The organism is Paenibacillus sp. FSL H7-0943 (assembly GCF_037963265.1).
Lineage (GTDB): Bacteria > Bacillota > Bacilli > Paenibacillales > Paenibacillaceae > Paenibacillus_AQ > Paenibacillus_AQ odorifer.
The window spans coordinates 6,321,960-6,339,018 of sequence record NZ_CP150148.1 but is presented as its reverse complement, the minus strand read 5'-3'; the positions used below and the strand labels follow the sequence as shown (position 1 = coordinate 6,339,018).

At 45.9% G+C, this 17,059-nt stretch carries 11 protein-coding genes, 1 pseudogene and 1 riboswitch; of the genes and pseudogenes, 7 read left to right on the top strand and 5 right to left on the bottom strand.

From position 1 onward, the window contains the following. Positions 1–87: 87 nt before the first annotated feature. Positions 88–885 (top strand): LuxR C-terminal-related transcriptional regulator, encoded by a 798-nt coding sequence (locus tag NSQ55_RS27820; RefSeq protein ID WP_339170089.1) that lies wholly within the window; start codon positions 88–90, stop codon positions 883–885. 120 nt (positions 886–1,005) lie between these two features. Further along, positions 1,006–1,982: pseudogene (locus tag NSQ55_RS27815) on the top strand (reverse transcriptase domain-containing protein); the annotation flags it as partial. A 48-nt stretch (positions 1,983–2,030) separates the two neighbouring features. Here the strand turns inward: NSQ55_RS27815 and gcvPB are convergent. The 3 genes from gcvPB to gcvT all read right to left on the bottom strand — a co-directional run bounded on the left by gcvPB (position 2,031) and on the right by gcvT (position 6,059). Next, positions 2,031–3,491: an aminomethyl-transferring glycine dehydrogenase subunit GcvPB gene (gene gcvPB, locus NSQ55_RS27810; protein ID WP_076192472.1), complete on the bottom strand. Its 1,461-nt coding sequence runs from the start codon at positions 3,489–3,491 to the stop codon at positions 2,031–2,033. Next, positions 3,488–4,840, bottom strand: coding sequence for an aminomethyl-transferring glycine dehydrogenase subunit GcvPA (gene gcvPA, locus NSQ55_RS27805; RefSeq protein ID WP_339170085.1), 1,353 nt, complete (start codon positions 4,838–4,840; stop codon positions 3,488–3,490). The genes gcvPB and gcvPA overlap by 4 nt, the downstream gene beginning before the upstream one ends. A 106-nt stretch (positions 4,841–4,946) precedes the next feature. Continuing rightward, positions 4,947–6,059 carry a glycine cleavage system aminomethyltransferase GcvT gene (gcvT, locus tag NSQ55_RS27800; protein WP_339170082.1) on the bottom strand — a complete coding sequence of 371 codons (1,113 nt, stop codon included), beginning with the start codon at positions 6,057–6,059 and terminating at the stop codon, positions 4,947–4,949. A gap of 186 nt (positions 6,060–6,245) precedes the next feature. Beyond that, positions 6,246–6,344, bottom strand: a riboswitch (glycine riboswitch). 226 nt (positions 6,345–6,570) lie between these two features. On the opposite strand from gcvT, the gene gcvH reads away from it, so the two are divergent. Beyond that, positions 6,571–6,963, top strand: a complete 393-nt coding sequence (gcvH, locus tag NSQ55_RS27795) for a glycine cleavage system protein GcvH (protein WP_036678614.1) — start codon at positions 6,571–6,573, stop codon at positions 6,961–6,963. Between the two features lie 428 nt (positions 6,964–7,391). Here the strand turns inward: gcvH and NSQ55_RS27790 are convergent, their stop codons facing one another. Together NSQ55_RS27790 and NSQ55_RS27785 are read right to left on the bottom strand one after the other, a co-directional pair. Beyond that, entirely contained in the window at positions 7,392–8,222 is an 831-nt protein-coding gene (locus tag NSQ55_RS27790; protein WP_038573513.1) for a flagellar motor protein MotB, read from the bottom strand. After that, on the bottom strand, positions 8,219–9,001 hold the full coding sequence (locus tag NSQ55_RS27785; RefSeq protein ID WP_076123782.1) for a flagellar motor protein: 783 nt from the start codon (positions 8,999–9,001) through the stop codon (positions 8,219–8,221). Before NSQ55_RS27785 ends, NSQ55_RS27790 begins: the two co-directional genes overlap by 4 nt. Positions 9,002–9,180: 179 nt before the next feature. On the opposite strand from NSQ55_RS27785, the gene uvrB reads away from it, so the two are divergent. The 4 genes from uvrB (at position 9,181) to NSQ55_RS27765 (ending at position 17,038) form a co-directional block, all read left to right on the top strand. Then, positions 9,181–11,172, top strand: coding sequence for an excinuclease ABC subunit UvrB (gene uvrB, locus NSQ55_RS27780; RefSeq protein WP_036678623.1), 1,992 nt, complete (start codon positions 9,181–9,183; stop codon positions 11,170–11,172). 593 nt (positions 11,173–11,765) lie between these two features. Further along, positions 11,766–14,639, top strand: a complete 2,874-nt coding sequence (gene uvrA / locus NSQ55_RS27775; protein ID WP_076137311.1) for an excinuclease ABC subunit UvrA — start codon at positions 11,766–11,768, stop codon at positions 14,637–14,639. Between the two features lie 963 nt (positions 14,640–15,602). Next, a complete protein-coding gene (locus tag NSQ55_RS27770; protein ID WP_036678627.1) occupies positions 15,603–15,812 on the top strand; it encodes a DUF2759 family protein in 210 nt (69 codons plus the stop codon). Between the two features lie 176 nt (positions 15,813–15,988). Continuing rightward, on the top strand, positions 15,989–17,038 hold the full coding sequence (locus NSQ55_RS27765) for a trypsin-like peptidase domain-containing protein (protein ID WP_339174624.1): 1,050 nt from the start codon (positions 15,989–15,991) through the stop codon (positions 17,036–17,038). The last annotated feature ends 21 nt before the right edge of the window (positions 17,039–17,059 follow it).

Genomic DNA, 17,059 nt, shown 5'->3' with positions numbered 1-17,059 from the left:
TGTTAATAGTTGGTTGAATCTTCAATATTTAAATATATAATGGTATCATTTTACATTATAAATGATGGAAATCAGGAGGAGTTGGAATTGACAGTAACATACGATCAGACAAAACTTTGGTGTTCAGCTGAAGATCTAAAAAAGGAACAAATGGATTCTATCTCTTCATTGGGTAAAGTCAAAAGTTCAAAGGCCCCACAAAGAACGAGTGCGCACTCTTTTGAGGAGATTGGCCAGGAATCTATTTATCACGAGGCAATGATTCTTTCCCTACATAACGAGATGATTAAAATTAGTAAGTATATATCGGTAGATTTTGCGGCTTTTCTAACAGATGATATGGGGGGAATTCTCGATCTGTATTTCTCTTCAGTACATATAAAAGAAGAATTTGATAAGGCAGGAATAAGAGTTGGGAAGAGTTTTGCCAAACAGGATTTCGGGCTAAATGGTGTTTCACTTTCTATGGAAATGAATTCTATTGGAGTAGTTAAAGGGAGCGAACATACGAATTCTATATTTTCTAATTGGAACTGTGTATGTTCTCCTCTCTACTCAGATGGTGTTATAAGAGGCTATGTAGATATTTCTTTCTACAAAGGACTGCAAATCGAATTTGCTATTCCATTTATGCAACAGATAGCTGAAAACGTTACCGAGAAATGGATGTGGAGTAACCCTGAGATGCAGTTACTTAAACTAGAGTTTAGTTTTGAACAATTCAACTTGACTGCCCGAGAAAAAGAGGTGGCTCAAATGTGGTTATGTGAAAAAAGTGCATTGCGTATTTCTAACGAGTTGGGAATTAGTGAAGGTACAGTTAGAAATGTAGTGAAGAGCATATATAACAAAATGAATGTAACTGACCGTTGGCAGTTTCACTAAGAAACTTTCATTTAATCCCGTACATAATCCAGAACTTCTGTATGTAAAATAGCATTTTTTAATATGAGAAAAGGAGACCACGTGTTAAGTGGTCTCCTTTATTTAGTGCGCCCAGCCGATAGTTATGGATTTCGTCCGAAAAGACAAGGGCATGATGCGGTAAGGAAAGCCAGAGCATTCATGAAAGAGGGATATCGATTCGTAGTCGATCTAGACTTGGAGAAATTCTTTGATCGCGTCAACCATGACCGACTGATGATGAAGATTTCGGCTAAAGTGAAGGACAAGAAAGTTCTCCTGCTGATTCGTAAATATCCTCAGTCAGGTGTGATGGAGAACGGGCTAGTAAATACGACAACAGAAGGGACACCGCAAGGTGGTCCACTCAGTCCGTTGTTATCTAACATCGTTTTGGACGAGCTCGACAAGGAACTCGAGAAAAGTGGACACCGCTTCGTCCGTTATGCGGACGACTGTAACATCTATGTGAAAACACTAAGAGCAGGAGAGCGAGTGAAGGCATCCGTCACCAGATTCATTGAGACAAGACTAAAACTAAAGGTGAACCAAGCGAAGAGTGCGGTGGACCGCCCATGGAGACGGAAATTTCTTGGGTTTTGCTTTAGTAGCGATAAAGAGCCCAAGGTGAGGATAGCAAAACAGTCCTTGCAGAAAGCGAAGGCTCGAATTCGGGAGATAACGTCCCGGAAGAAAGCGATGCGAACGGAAGAGCGAATCCAGGAGCTCAATCGATACTTGATGGGATGGCACGGATATTTCTCGCTGGCGGATACGCCAAGTGCCTTTAAAGCGATGGATATGTGGATTCGAAGGAGATTGCGAATGTGTCTCTGGAAGCAATGGAAGAGCCCGAGAACCAAAGTCAAAAGGCTTATATCCTTAGGCGTGCCTAAGGATATAAGCCTTTTGAGTGGGGAAATACTCGGAAAGGGTATTGGCGAATTGCAGGGAGTCCAATTCTGCAACGTGCATTGAATAACCAATATTGGGAATCCAATGGATTAAAGAGTGTATTGGACAGATACAACTCCTTACGGAATACCGCCGTATACCGAACGGTACGTACGGTGGTGTGAGAGGCCGGGGGCTCGCCGCCCCCTCCTACTCGATTTATTATTGAAATATTAACCGCAAGAACAATTCAAAACCGGCTTACGCGCAGCCTGTGTCTCATCCAAACGGCTAATCTCTGTGGTATGCGGTGCGTTGATTACGATTTCCGGTGTCTCCTGCGCTTCTTTAACGATCTGAATCATCGTATCGATGAAGCCGTCTAGCGTTTCTTTACTTTCGGTTTCCGTCGGCTCGATCATCATGCATTCCTCAACGGTCAGAGGGAAGTACACGGTTGGCGGGTGGTAGCCGAAGTCGAGCAATCGTTTAGCAACGTCTAAGGTGCGCACGCCATATTGCTTGAGGTTTTTACCGGACATCACGAATTCATGCTTACATACACCCGGATATGGGATTTCAAAATACGGCGCCAGACGGTGCATCATATAGTTCGCATTCAGCACGGCATTTTCGGATACCTCACGCAGTCCGTCTGGACCATAGGTCCGGATGTAGGCATAGGCACGAACCAGAATACCAAAGTTTCCGTAAAAAGCTTTCACGCGTCCAATGGATTCGTGTCCGCCGAAGTCGAGTGAGAAGCTGCTATCTTCATTCTTCACCACAGTAGGTTGAGGCAAGAATGGAATGAGGATAGATTTTACGCCGACTGGTCCGGCTCCAGGGCCGCCACCGCCATGTGGGGTACTCATCGTTTTGTGCAAGTTCAGATGCACAACGTCAAAGCCCATGTCGCCAGGTCGGGTAATGCCCATAATGGCATTGGAGTTGGCTCCATCGTAATAGAGTAGGCCGCCTGCTTCATGCACGATCTCAGCAATCTCGACGATTTGGGTTTCGAACAAGCCGAGTGTGCTTGGGTTAGTTAGCATTAGTGCGGCTGTGTCGCTACCGACGGCTGCTTTCAGTGCTTCAAGATCGACCATTCCTTTATCTGTGGAAGGAATCGTGATCGTTTCAAGTCCTGCTGCTGAGGCACTAGCAGGATTGGTTCCGTGCGAGGAATCCGGCACGATAACCTTAGTACGCGTCTCGCCGCGACTTTCATGGTAGGCGCGGATCATCATGAGGCCGGTCCATTCACCATGAGCACCTGCGGCAGGCTGTAAGGATACAGCATCCATGCCCGTCAGCGCGGACAGATCATTTTGCAGGGTATACATTAATTCCAGTGCGCCTTGAATACTTTCTTCCGGTTGGTAGGGATGAATTTTGGCGAAGCCGGAGAAGCGGGCAACATCTTCGTTAATCTTCGGATTGTATTTCATCGTGCATGAACCGAGTGGATAGAAGCCATTGTCTACACCAAAGTTACGACGTGAAAGAGAAGTGTAGTGGCGAATGACATCCACTTCCGATACTTCTGGAAGTACGACGGGTTCGCTACGGAGTAAACCTGATGGAATCAGGGACTCCAAGGTTTCTTCCTGTGGTACATCGCATAGTGGCAAGGAGTAGGCCGAGCGGCCCGGACGGCTTAATTCAAAAATTAGACTTTGCTCCGGTTTCATAAACAGCCCTCCAGTGCGCTAGCGAATTGGTCGATTTCGGTTTTGCTTCTTTTTTCCGTTACGGAAACCAGCATATGTCCAGCAAGTTCAGGATAATCACGACCCAGATCATAACCGCCGAGATAACCGTCCTTCAGCAGCTTAGAATTAATAGCGGTCACGCTGCTGCCTTCAGGAAGCTTCACAACAAATTCGTTAAAGAATGGGGAGGAGAAGGCAAGTTCAGCACCTGTTAGTCCGCTAAGTTTATTAGCAGCGTAATGGCTTTTGCGAATATTTAGTTCGCCTACTTCACGCATGCCTTCTTTGCCCATAACGGACAAGTAGACGGATGCGCAGAGAGCCAGCAGTGCCTGATTGGAGCAGATATTCGATGTCGCTTTTTCACGACGAATATGCTGTTCACGCGCTTGAAGTGTAAGAACGAAGCCACGTTTACCATTACGGTCTACCGTTTGGCCAACGATCCGGCCTGGCATGCGGCGCATCAGGTGATCAGCTACGGCAAAGAATCCGCAAGTTGGACCCCCGAGAGAAGCTGGAATACCGAGTGGCTGAGCATCACCGACTACGATGTCGGCTCCAAGTTTGCCCGGAGTTTCAAGTACACCAAGAGCTATTGGGTTGGCGCTGACTACAAGAAGACCTTTAACCGCGTGAATCAGCGGCTCAACCGAGCGAAGATCCTCAATGCTACCGAAGAAGTTAGGCGATTGCACCAGTACTGCGGCAGTATCACCATCGATAGCTTCAGCAAGCTTAGCTTGATCGGTAACACCGTCTTTATAGTCAATCTCCACCACCTCCAGACCCCAAGCATTAGCCGAAGTACGTAGCACTTGGCGAGCCTCAGGATGAACGGTACGGGAGACGATTAATTTTTTTCGTTTGGTAGCACCAGCCGCGAGAACCGCTGCTTCGGATAAAGCTGTAGCGCCATCATACATACTGGCATTGGCAACTTTCATACCGGTTAGTTCGCAAATGTAGGATTGGAATTCGAAGATCGCTTGCAGCTCACCTTGGCTGATCTCCGGTTGGTAAGGAGTGTAGGCAGTGTAGAATTCAGAACGGGAAATGACATGGTTGATGACCACAGGGATGTGATGATCGTATAATCCGGCGCCGAGGAAGCTGGCGTGAGAATCAAAGTCGGCATTTTGGTCAGCCAAACCTTTCATGTGGCGCAGCAGGGCGTATTCATCGAGTGGTTCAGACATCGGCATAGTGCCTTGGTAACGTACCGCTTCAGGAATATCGGAGAACAGCTCATCTATAGACTGAATTCCGACGGCCTCCATCATCTCTACGCGGTCCTGTTCTGTCATGGGCAGATAACGGTGCTTCATTAAGGTTTCACTCCTTGGCTTTTTTAGAATATAAGAAAGTACAATTTTCACGCTATACTTTATTCTTCTATTTCTCGCTTAAAAGCTCACCGTCCTTATATGGACGCTAAAGGCGTTTATACTTGTAAAAAGGGGCCTTAATCACTACAGCCTTAAGCTGCTTGCCGCGTATCTCTACGTAAACCTCTGTGCCTATTTCACTGTAAGCAGCATCAAGCAATGCCAACCCCAGGTTACGTTTCAGCGTAGGGGACTGTGTTCCGGTTGTGACCTCACCAATCTTAACCCCATCTGCCCAAACAGGATAATGGGAGCGTGGAATGCCTCGATCAATCATTTCTAGGCCGACAAGGCGACGGGGAATCCCAGTTTCTTTTTGCTGTATTAGTGCATCGCGTCCGATAAAGTCTATTTTGTCCAGCTTCACGAAGAACTGTACTCCTGCTTCAAGCGGGGTGATGTCAGCGGATAGCTCCTGACCGTACAGTGGTAATTTTGCCTCAAAACGCAGGGTATCCCGGGCACCCAGTCCAGCAGGTGTTAATCCGTGAGGCGCGCCTGCTGCAAGCAGTCCGTTCCATAACGTTTCTGCACCTTCCAGCGGAGCGTAGATCTCGAAGCCATCTTCACCGGTATAACCCGTACGGGAGATAAGTACCTCTACACCGCAAACGGTAGCGCGTTCGATGAAATGGAAAGACTTGAGTGCTGAAATAGGGGCATCAGTAACTTCCGCGAGAATGGTCTCTGCCAGAGGACCCTGCAAGGCGAGCAAAAGCGTCTCGTCAGAGACATTAGTGAGCGTGACTTCGCCGAATTCAGAGGTCAAATGCTCTTGCAGCCACTGGAAGTCCTTGTCGATGTTGGAGGCATTAACGACGAGCATATAACGCCCTTCGCTTAGGCGATACACGAGTAGATCGTCGACAACTCCGCCATTTGGATAACAGAGCAGCGTATATTGTGCCGCACCATCCGTGAGGCGGCTGACATCATTGGTTGTCATTTTTTGCAAAAAGGCTTCTGCACCGCTCCCAATCACCATGAGTTCACCCATATGCGAGACATCGAACAGCCCAGCCTGCTGGCGAACGGCTTCGTGCTCTTTCACGATACCTGTAAACTGTACTGGCAGCTCCCAGCCACCGAAGTCAATGCACCTGGACTCCGCATAAGCGGAATAGAGATCATAAAAAGGTGTTCTTCTCAAAGCATCCATGTCGTCACTCCCCTTGATCTGATTACATACGAAAAAAGGACAGGCAGAAGCAATCATGCATAAATGCACAAATCGCTTTCTGCTCTGTCCTTTGTACCTGAGAGTTACCCTGCCGTAACTAGCTTGCAGGTTTCCCCGTTGGTGATCTGACGCATCTAGCCTTGCGTCTGATGCTCTCCAGAGATACGTCCGACAAAGGTCCTTTTGCCTGAGAGATTCACCCCTGTTAGGGCTTACTCCTTCGGCGCCGTCTTCAAGTGAGACAGTCTCTCCCTATGCCATCATCCGCAATTATATTTCTTCGAGAAACGGTTATTGTCTATAAAAAGACGACAACGTCATTTCTACTTGTATGTCTCCATTAAACGGGTATAGTCGGACGCTGTCAACAAGAAAACGTCGAAAAAATGACAAATTTAAATTTCCTGTTAGTAATATTGACATTGTGAGCCGGGATAACTTAGGCTATAACTAAATTTAGAACTCCAAATTGGAAATGAGGCGGCTTGAAATGAGTGAAGTATTAGACAACCTTCTTTACAGCGAAGAGCATGAATGGGCACAGCAAGTAGAAGGACGAGTAGTACGTGTTGGGATTACGGACCATGCTCAGCATTTATTAGGCGACATCGTATTTGTTGAGTTTCCTGAGGTAGGATCGACCATTTCGGCCGGTGACAGCGTAGGCAGTATCGAATCCGTTAAGACGGTATCGGAGTTGTATTCGCCCGTCTCTGGGACGGTTACCAAGGTGAATGATGGATTAGAAGCTAGTCCGGAGCTTATCAATGATCAGCCGTATGGCGGGGGTTGGATTTTTGAGATTGAAGTTGATGGAGAGTATGCTGATGCTGTAAAAGGTCTGTTAGATGCAGCCGGTTATAGCGCGTTAGTTGCTGAATAATTGGAAATCGGGGACGGAAAATAGTCTGATCAAGTGTGATATTTTTAGCAGCAAGTTTCTGTGATTCGGGGACTTGCTGTTTGTGTTTCTTATGTGGATTGTGCGAGTATTCGTAAACCCAATCGAGTGGTTTGAGGGTCTAGTGGAGTATGGAATTAGGGAAAACCTCCCTCATTTTAGACGATTATAGCGTGAGAGTTAGGGTTTTAGGGAATTCCTCCCTAATCATCTCGGTAAAACCACTATTTCAGACTAAAAAGAGTAATAATCAGGGAGAAATTCCCTCATTCCGCGATTGGATACGATAATAGGTGAATAATCAGGGAGGTTTTCCCTAATTAAATTGGATGAAGCCCCTTGTAAGCTCAATGTGGTAATTGCAAAGGCCCCTGCCGCCGAACTTAGCTCTGAGCGCAAGCAACTATATTTTATTCCACCTCTTGAAGCTGTCGAAGTACAATGATCTCTACGCGTCGATTTTTCTGTTTGCCTGCTACCGTAGTATTATCTGCTGTTGGTCGGGTATCGGCATAACCTGCATATTGAAAAGTGTCCGGGTTCAGTCCTTCATTATCTAAGAAAAAGCGCAGCACAGAAAGCGCACGAGCACCCGATAGCTCCCAATTGTCGTTATAACGTGAAGCTGATGACACTGGTGTATTATCCGTATGTCCTTCAATGCTGATCGTTGCTCCGATATCTTTGAATAAGCCAGACAACTGCTGAAGAGCAGGAAGGGCTGGTGACTTCACATCTGCTTTACCCACATCAAATAGAAAACGGTCGCTGAGCGTTATTTCTATGCCCTGCGGTTTGTCGGCTACAAATATTTGTTCACCGAGATTATTCTCCTCCACATAGTGGGTGATCACACCCATTAACTCAGCAAGCTTCGCCTCTTGTTCTCGAAAAGCCAACTCCCGCGCTGAAGGTGTTTCATTCTCCGTTTGTTCATCAGAACCGTCATTTGGTTTTGCAGTTGCGTTCGCATTCCCATCTGTACTCTCTGGTTTGTTGTCAGGGGTCTTTCCAGCATCTAAAATACCATCCCCGCCTTCAAGAACAGTGCTGCTCGACTTGAAAGTCTGGGATAAAGAGCCGGTCACGATATTATATTTGTCAGTGTCCAGGCTGCTCATCGCATACAATATAACGAAAAATATAAGTAAAAGTGTAATTAGATCAGCGTAAGTAATCATCCAACGATCACGGCTTTCTCGATTCTCTACCCGCCGTTTGCGCCGGTCTCTTTGTCTCATATAAAACCTCTTGCTTCTGCACGGTCATCTGTGGTGGTGTCTGAAATGAAGGAGTTCAGTTTTTTACGCACCAGCAGCGGATGATCCCCGTTCTGTAGAGAAAGAATGCCTACTAGCAGCATCTCCATGCTATGCAGCTCACTTTGGCTGCGGGATTTGATTTTGGAAGCAATGGGTAAAAATATTAGATTAGCGATGGCTACTCCGTACAGTGTTGCAGTGAACGCTACTGCGATAGAGGTACCTAGATTTGATGGGTCCGTAAGGTTGCCCAGTACCCTAATGAGTCCCATAACTGTACCGATGATCCCCATCGTTGGAGCATATCCGCCAGCGGCTTCAAAAATCTTGGCGTAGCTTTCATGCTTCAATTCTTTCGCATCCATTTCCAATTCCAAAATCTGTCTTACCTGCTCAGGGTCAGTGCCATCGACGATAAGCAACAGTCCTTCGCGTGTAAAAGGATCAGGATGCAGTTCCGCTTGTTTTTCGAGCATTAAAACGCCGCCGCGGCGGGCCACTGTGGCCATTGCGATAAGCTCTTCTGCTTTCTCTTCATCACGTTCAGGATTGCGGCCAAAAGCCATGCGCAGAGCGGCGGGAATGGAGCGTAGCTTAGCTGCCGGGAAGCTGATCATTACGGCAGCAATCGTACCTCCAAATACAATCAAAGCTGCATTAAGCTGCAGCAGTCCGGAAAGGCTTCCGCCTTCCCAGAGGTAGCCGCCGATTAGCGCAGCCAGTCCGGCCACTAGGCCGATTATTGCGGTAATATCCATGCTTCAAGCTCCTAACATTTCTGTGTATTATGGTTTGCATCGATCTAAGCAACACTGTATAATGAACGGGAACACATATTCTTATCTTCCATATTTTTTACTGTCGTATGGAGAGAGAAGATTCAGACAACAATTATAATATATTAATCTAGTTTAGACGATAGAGGGGAGACGGGCAAATGAGTGATATTGTCGTCAGTACGAAGACTTTTGAATTGGAGTCCGAGTATACACCCCAGGGCGATCAGCCTCATGCCATAGATGAATTACTACAAGGCATCCGGCAGGGTAAGAAGCACCAGACGCTGCTGGGAGCGACAGGTACAGGGAAGACCTTTACTGTCGCGCAAGTTATTTCCAAATTAAATCGCCCCACGCTGGTTATTGCGCATAACAAGACACTGGCTGCCCAGCTGGCAAGTGAGTTTAAGGAGTTTTTCCCGAATAATTCGGTAGACTATTTCGTCAGCTACTACGACTATTACCAACCAGAGGCGTATATTCCCTCCTCCGATACTTATATTGAGAAAGATTCCAGTATTAACGAAGAGATTGATAAACTTCGCCACTCCGCGACAAGCTCCTTGTTCGAACGGCGTGACGTTATTATTGTAGCGAGTGTGTCTTGTATTTACGGTCTCGGTTCACCAATGGAATACGGAAGCTTGCTGTTGTCCTTGCGGGTTGGGATGGAGAAACCGCGCAATGAGATTCTGAGCAGACTGGTGGATATTCAATACCAGCGCAATGATATCAATTTTGTACGCGGAACATTCCGTGTACGTGGTGATGTGGTTGAGATCTTCCCAGCCTCTCAGGGTGAACATGCGATTCGTGTTGAATTGTTTGGGGATGAGATTGAGCGGATCACTGAAATAGATGTTTTAACGGGCGAATTGATCGGTGAACGCGATCATGTCGCCATTTTTCCGGCTTCTCACTTTGTTACCAAGGAAGAAACGATGCGTGTAGCAATAGTCAATATTGAACGGGAGCTGGAAGAGCGGCTGACCGTGCTTCGTGACGCAGGCAAGCTTCTGGAAGCGCAACGTTTGGAACAACGGACACGTTACGACATTGAAATGATGAAGGAAGTGGGTTTCTGTTCGGGGATCGAGAACTATTCCGGGCCACTAACCTTCAGGGAACCGGGAGCAACTCCATATACGTTAATGGATTATTTTCCTGATGATATGTTAATCGTCGTAGATGAATCCCATGTTACCCTTCCGCAAATTCGGGCGATGTATAACGGTGACCGGGCGCGTAAAACAGTGTTGGTAGAGCATGGTTTCCGTCTGCCTTCTGCACTGGATAACCGTCCGCTTCAGTTCGAAGAGTTCGAAGATAAAGTAAACCAGATCATTTACGTTTCCGCGACACCTGGACCTTATGAAATGGAACACTGCGAAACTATGGTGCAGCAGATTATCCGTCCGACTGGTCTATTGGATCCAATCATCGAGGTCCGTCCTACAGAAGGTCAGATTGATGATCTGATTAGCGAAATCCGTGACCGGGTTGAACGCGATGAACGTGTACTCGTTACCACTTTGACGAAGAAGATGTCGGAGGATCTGACAGACTACTTTAAGGAAATCGGGATTAAGGTTCGTTACATGCACTCTGACATCAAGACACTGGAACGGATGGCGATCTTGCGGGATCTTCGTCTCGGTACGTTCCATGTACTGGTAGGGATTAACCTCCTGAGAGAAGGTCTCGACTTACCGGAGGTATCTTTAGTTGCAATTCTCGATGCCGATAAAGAAGGGTTCCTTCGTTCCGAACGTTCACTAATTCAGACGATTGGCCGTGCGGCTCGTAACTCTGAGGGTCGTGTAATCATGTATGGTGATCGGATCACTGATTCGATGGAAAAAGCGATGAGCGAAACATCGCGCCGTCGCGCCATTCAGATTGCTCATAATGAGAAACATGGCATCACCCCAACCACCATTAATAAAAAAGTGCGTGACATCATCGAGGCAACGAAGGTTGCTGAGTCTAAAGCTGATTATCTCACAGGTGTTGGTGGCAAGATGAATAAGAAAGAAAAACAAAGTCTGATCCAGCGTCTGGAAGCTGAAATGAAGGACGCTGCCAAGAACCTGCAATTCGAACGCGCGGCAGAGCTACGCGACGCATTGCTGGAGCTTCGGGCTGAGTAACAAACCATTAATGCATCACCGATATTTAAAATAGGTATTGAACGGTGCTGTCCTAGACCGTTCTTTTTGAATCAATAGAGGGTCGCGTATCCCGCGATGTTTATCGCACTTATGCATATCCGCAGGGACAGTGCCCGAAATGCACTTGGCACTTATGCGTATCCCACAGGGACAGCACCATGCAATGAACTTGGCACTTATGCGTATCCCACAGGGACAGCACCATGCAATGAACTTGGACTTATGCGTATCCCGCAGGGACAACACCATGCAATGAACTTGGCACTTATGCGTATCCCGCAGGGACAGCACCATGCAACGTCTATGACAGTTGCTTGTACCTGCTTTTAGGTAGTGCGAGAATGTCCAAGCGGTCCCGCAGGGATAAGCGCTCCGAGCGTCGTAGTCACTAAGTTACCTCCCACCATACTCCTTCTCCAGAAAATGCGGGTGTCCAGAGGGTGCAACCCTTGGGGCCCTCCCTTGGAAGGGAGGGTTTGGGAGGGATCGAAAGGCTTTGAAAGGGCTTTGAAAGGGCTTTGAGAATATTTTGAAATAAAGTTGAAATAGTTTTTTTAAAAGGAGAGGTTCCGTTGGCGAACGAAAATATTGTAATTAAAGGCGCGAGGGCGCACAATCTCAAAAACATCGATGTGACGATTCCACGTGACCGTTTCGTCGTGCTGACGGGACTTAGCGGCTCAGGTAAATCATCGCTTGCATTTGATACGATTTATGCTGAAGGACAACGGCGTTATGTTGAATCTTTGTCGGCTTATGCACGTCAGTTTTTGGGACAAATGGAGAAACCAGATGTGGATTCGATTGATGGTTTGTCCCCGGCGATATCTATAGATCAGAAGACAACAAGCCGGAACCCACGCTCCACGGTAGGTACAGTTACGGAGATTTATGACTATTTGCGGCTGCTCTTTGCACGTATTGGTCATCCCCATTGCCCAGAGCATGGCATTGAGATTACCTCCCAGACCGTTGAACAGATGGTAGACCGGATTATGCAGTATCCAGAGAAAACTCGGTTACAGATCCTGGCGCCAATCATTTCAGGACGTAAAGGTGAGCATAAAGGACTTTTCACAGATATCTCTAAGCAAGGCTTCGTACGTGTGCGTGTGGACGGGGAGCTAAGAGATCTGTCAGAGGATATTGAACTAGAAAAGAATAAAAAACATACAATAGAAGTTGTGGTAGACCGGATCGTTGTTAAAGACGATGTGGAGACCCGGCTGACGGATTCACTGGAGACGGCGCTTAAGCTTTCGGGCGGTAAAATCCTTGTTGATATCATCGGCCAGGAAGAGCTGCTTTTCAGCTCTAACTTTGCTTGTCCAATTTGTGGTTTTAGTATTGAAGAGTTGGCACCACGGATGTTCTCTTTCAACAGTCCGTTTGGAGCTTGTACAGAGTGCGATGGACTTGGCATGAAGATGGTGGTCGATCCAGACCTGCTTATTCCTGATGCTGAGAAATCCATTGAAGAAGGTGCTTTTTTAGCTTGGACTGGAAGTACTTCTAATTACTATCCACAATTTCTGAAGTCGGTTTGTGAACACTTTAAAATTCCTCAGAACGTTCCGGTAAGCAGTCTGACACCTGATCATATGAATAAATTACTGAATGGTACAGGCAGTGAGAAGGTTCGCTTCCGTTATGAAAATGATTTCGGTCAAAAGAAAGATGCGATGGTTGCTTTTGAAGGGATTATACCTAACCTCGAGCGGCGTTACCGTGAAACTGCTTCGGATGGTATTCGTGAATTTATCGAAGGATTTATGAGTGCTAAGCCATGTCATGTATGTAAAGGTAAACGTCTGAAAAAAGAAATATTAGCTGTGACTATCAATGATCATAATATTTCTGATGTTACGGACCTTTCAATAGGAGACTGTCAGCATTGGTTTGAAGAGATAAAATTGAGCGAAAAAGAAACAGCCATCGCCAATCTCATTTTAAAAGAGATCTGCAATCGGCTTGGATTCCTTGTGAATGTAGGCTTGGATTATTTGACGCTTAGCCGTGCAGCGGGTTCGCTTTCCGGTGGTGAGGCGCAGCGTATTCGGTTGGCTACTCAGATCGGTTCAAGTCTCATGGGTGTATTGTACATTCTGGATGAGCCAAGTATTGGTTTGCATCAACGAGATAATGATCGCCTGATCTCTACGCTTGCGCATATGCGTGATTTAGGCAATACGCTGATTGTTGTAGAGCATGACGAAGACACGATGATGGCAGCGGATTACATTATTGATATTGGTCCGGGCGCAGGTATTCATGGTGGACAAGTTATGGCTCAAGGGACGCCAGAAGAGATTATGAAAGATCCGAATTCATTAACGGGTGAATATTTAAGCGGACGTAAATTTATTCCGGTTACCGCTAAACGCCGTCCTACCGATGATCGCTGGGTAGAAATACGTGGTGCTAAAGAGAATAACCTGAAAAATGTGAATGTGAAGATTCCATTAGGTGTATTTACAGCGGTGACAGGTGTATCGGGTTCTGGTAAATCCTCGCTTATCAACGAGATTCTTTACAAGAGTTTGGCACGGCAGTTGAATAAGGCTGTGAAGGTGCGTCCTGGTCAGCATAAAGAAATTCGTGGACTAGAAAATCTCGATAAAGTTATTGAAATCGATCAGTCGCCAATCGGGCGGACGCCGCGTTCCAACCCAGCAACCTATACAGGTGTATTCGATGACATCCGGGACCTGTTCTCCAAGACAAATGAGGCTAAGGTACGTGGTTTCCAAAAGGGACGCTTCAGCTTTAACGTAAAAGGCGGACGTTGTGAAGCTTGCCGTGGAGACGGGATCATTAAGATTGAGATGCACTTCTTGCCGGATGTGTATGTCCCTTGCGAAGTATGTAAGGGCAAACGGTATAACCGGGAAACACTAGAAGTGAAATATAAAGGCAAAAACATTTCAGATGTGTTAGAGATGACGGTAGAGGACGCAACAGAGTTTTTTGTAAATATCCCGCGTATCCATCGTAAAATGCAAACATTGATGGATGTAGGACTTGGGTATATTAAGATTGGTCAACCGGGAACCACTTTATCCGGTGGTGAAGCACAGCGGGTAAAGTTGGCTTCTGAGCTCTACCGTCGCAGCACGGGTAAAACACTTTATATTTTGGATGAGCCTACAACAGGCCTGCATGTAGATGACATTGGTCGTCTGCTTGAGGTATTGCATCGTTTGGTGGATTCCGGAGAATCGGTTCTTGTTATTGAACATAATCTGGATGTAATCAAGACAGCGGATTATATCATCGATATGGGACCGGAAGGTGGTAGCGGCGGTGGTACCGTCCTGGCAACAGGGACACCGGAGAAGATCATTACAGTCACAGAGTCTTACACAGGTAAGTATCTGAAGCCGGTTCTGATTCGTGATACAGAGCGGACCGAAGCGCTTATGCTTGAGACGGCGGAAACCCTCTAAATAAACGGTAAGTAATATAACCTATGTATAATAAGGCCTCGGTATCTTGCCGGGGCTTTTATTGTAGGTTGTAAGCAATAATTTTCACAGGGAAAATATCTAACAAATAACAACGAACAGCTAATCTCGTCCTCTAGAATGGAGTAAAGGCCATTTAAGGCGTGGTAGGATTATCCGGTAATTGTACGAAAGACGGCTCTTAGATATATGATGTGATATTTCTAGCAAAAGTTATACGAATTCTTATAGAAAAAATGGATTTAATAATAGGCAAGGTAGGCATATGTAGGACATGTTCGTAGTAAGATTCAATGAGGAGTATTCTGTTGATAGGGTTAACGGGTAATTGACTAACGTTAGGGTCAAAAGTTCCTTGAAAACCGAATAATTAATCATTCATATCATTCTATCAAATAACTGTTTATTAGATTAGGGAAAACCTCCCTGAAAATCCAAGTTTTTAGATCATAAAAGGTGAAATCCGGGAAAACCTCCCTAATTATCGGGTAGATTCATTCATATAGCCGGTTTTCTAATGATTTTTAGGGAGGAATTCCCTGATAATCACAAAATGAGCTGATAATCGGTCAATTTTAGGGAAAATTTCCCTAATTCATTAAAACCCTAAATTTCGAGCCCAGAGTTCTAAGTTCTAAGTTCTGAATTCCAATTCCAATTCACTGCTCAATTTATCTCATCTCTAAAGCAGTTAACGGACTTTCTATTGTAACCTTTATGACGATAGAGTTGATTGGACTCACAGTACTTTCACTAATCCACCCCAATTGTCAGTGATCAATCTCATCGTTATTACGGATTTTGCAGGGATAAAATATATTTTTTACGACAAATACATAATTTTTCTACAAAACCTATTGCATCGCCCAAATGGTAGCGATAACATAGAAGGTGATATGGGGATTACTGGATCTTGCTTGACAACATTTTTGAGGAGGTAAGGTTATGCTGCTTGCAGAAGTTGCCGCGCAAGGACCGTCTAAATTTCATACCTTTGATGTGTTTATGATTTTATTTACCATCTTGATTTTGGTCGGGGTTGTTCGACTATTGAAAGCTCCCCAGAAGAACAAATTTGCCATTGGTTTTGGAGCCGTTAGCTTGCTGGTTTTTGTGATCTCTGACTATGCCATGGTGATGCATTGGTTAAGTTAATGAAAGAACTAAATTGAACAGCTTTGCACCAAAAGACTCCTTTAACGCCATGGGCGCATTGAAGGCGTCTTTTTTCAAATGATATAATGTAAAATTTATCCATGAGCAAAGAGAGGGTCTGGTGAGGAATGAGGAGTATTGGGGAGAAGCTGGTGAAGAAAGGATTAGGTCTATTACTGTGCGGCGTAGTGCTGTCGGGAGTATGGAGTCAGTCGGTGTTTGCTTTTGATAGTACTAGTAAGGTGGTTAGTAAAGCAGCGGCAGAAGATTCGATACCTGGAATTATTAAAAGTATCACTCCTTCTGTTGTGGGCATTATCGGCAAAGACGAGAGTGGCGGTAATAGTGGCCCGGATGATCGGTACAATCTGACGCATGGCTCCGGCATCATTGTGAAATCGAACGGATGGATTGTAACCAATGCTCATGTAATCAAGGATCTGCAAAATGCCATAGTGGTCACTTCGGACTCCAAAACCTACAGCGTTAAAGAAACCTATCTGGATGAAGTTAGTGATCTGGCGCTGATCAAAATTAATGCCACCCATTTAAAGCCCGCCAAGTTTATTCCAGCGAATAGCAAAACAGTGGTTGGGGAGAAGGTTATTGCTATCGGAACACCGATTAGCTTTTCTCTACGAAACTCAGCGACTGTAGGCGTTATAAGTGGTCTTAACCGTGAGGTAGATGCGGCTTATCGTCTTATCCAGAGTGACACTGCGATTAATCCCGGAAACAGCGGAGGGCCTCTTGTAAATATGAAAGGTGAGGTGCTGGGAATCAACAGCCTGAAATACTCAGCGGTGGGTGTGGAAAATATGGGGTTTTCGATTCCAGCGAATACTGTGCAGTATATTATGAACCAGCTTTTAAAATATGGTGAGGTACAGCATCCGAGTCTAGGGCTAGAGCTGGAGGCGAGCTGGTCTACGATTGTGGGATTGCCAACGCTGGACCCGCTGTCCGTCACTAAGGTGGTGTCTTCAGAAGCGCTCAAGTCAGGGGTTGCTGAAGGGGACGTCTTGTATAGCATCGATGGGCATCGTGTGGTCTCACTAGTTGATATTAATGAATTGTTCAAAAGCTACCTGCCGGGAGCAACTGTGCGGCTGGTTATGCAAAGCGATGGGGATATCGTCGTCCGTAAACTCGTGCTCACTCAAGGTGATCCATTGTTAAGCGGAGATGATTATGAAACGGATGGGGACGAGCACGCGGAAGAGTGATTAGCAAACTGGAGAGGGGGA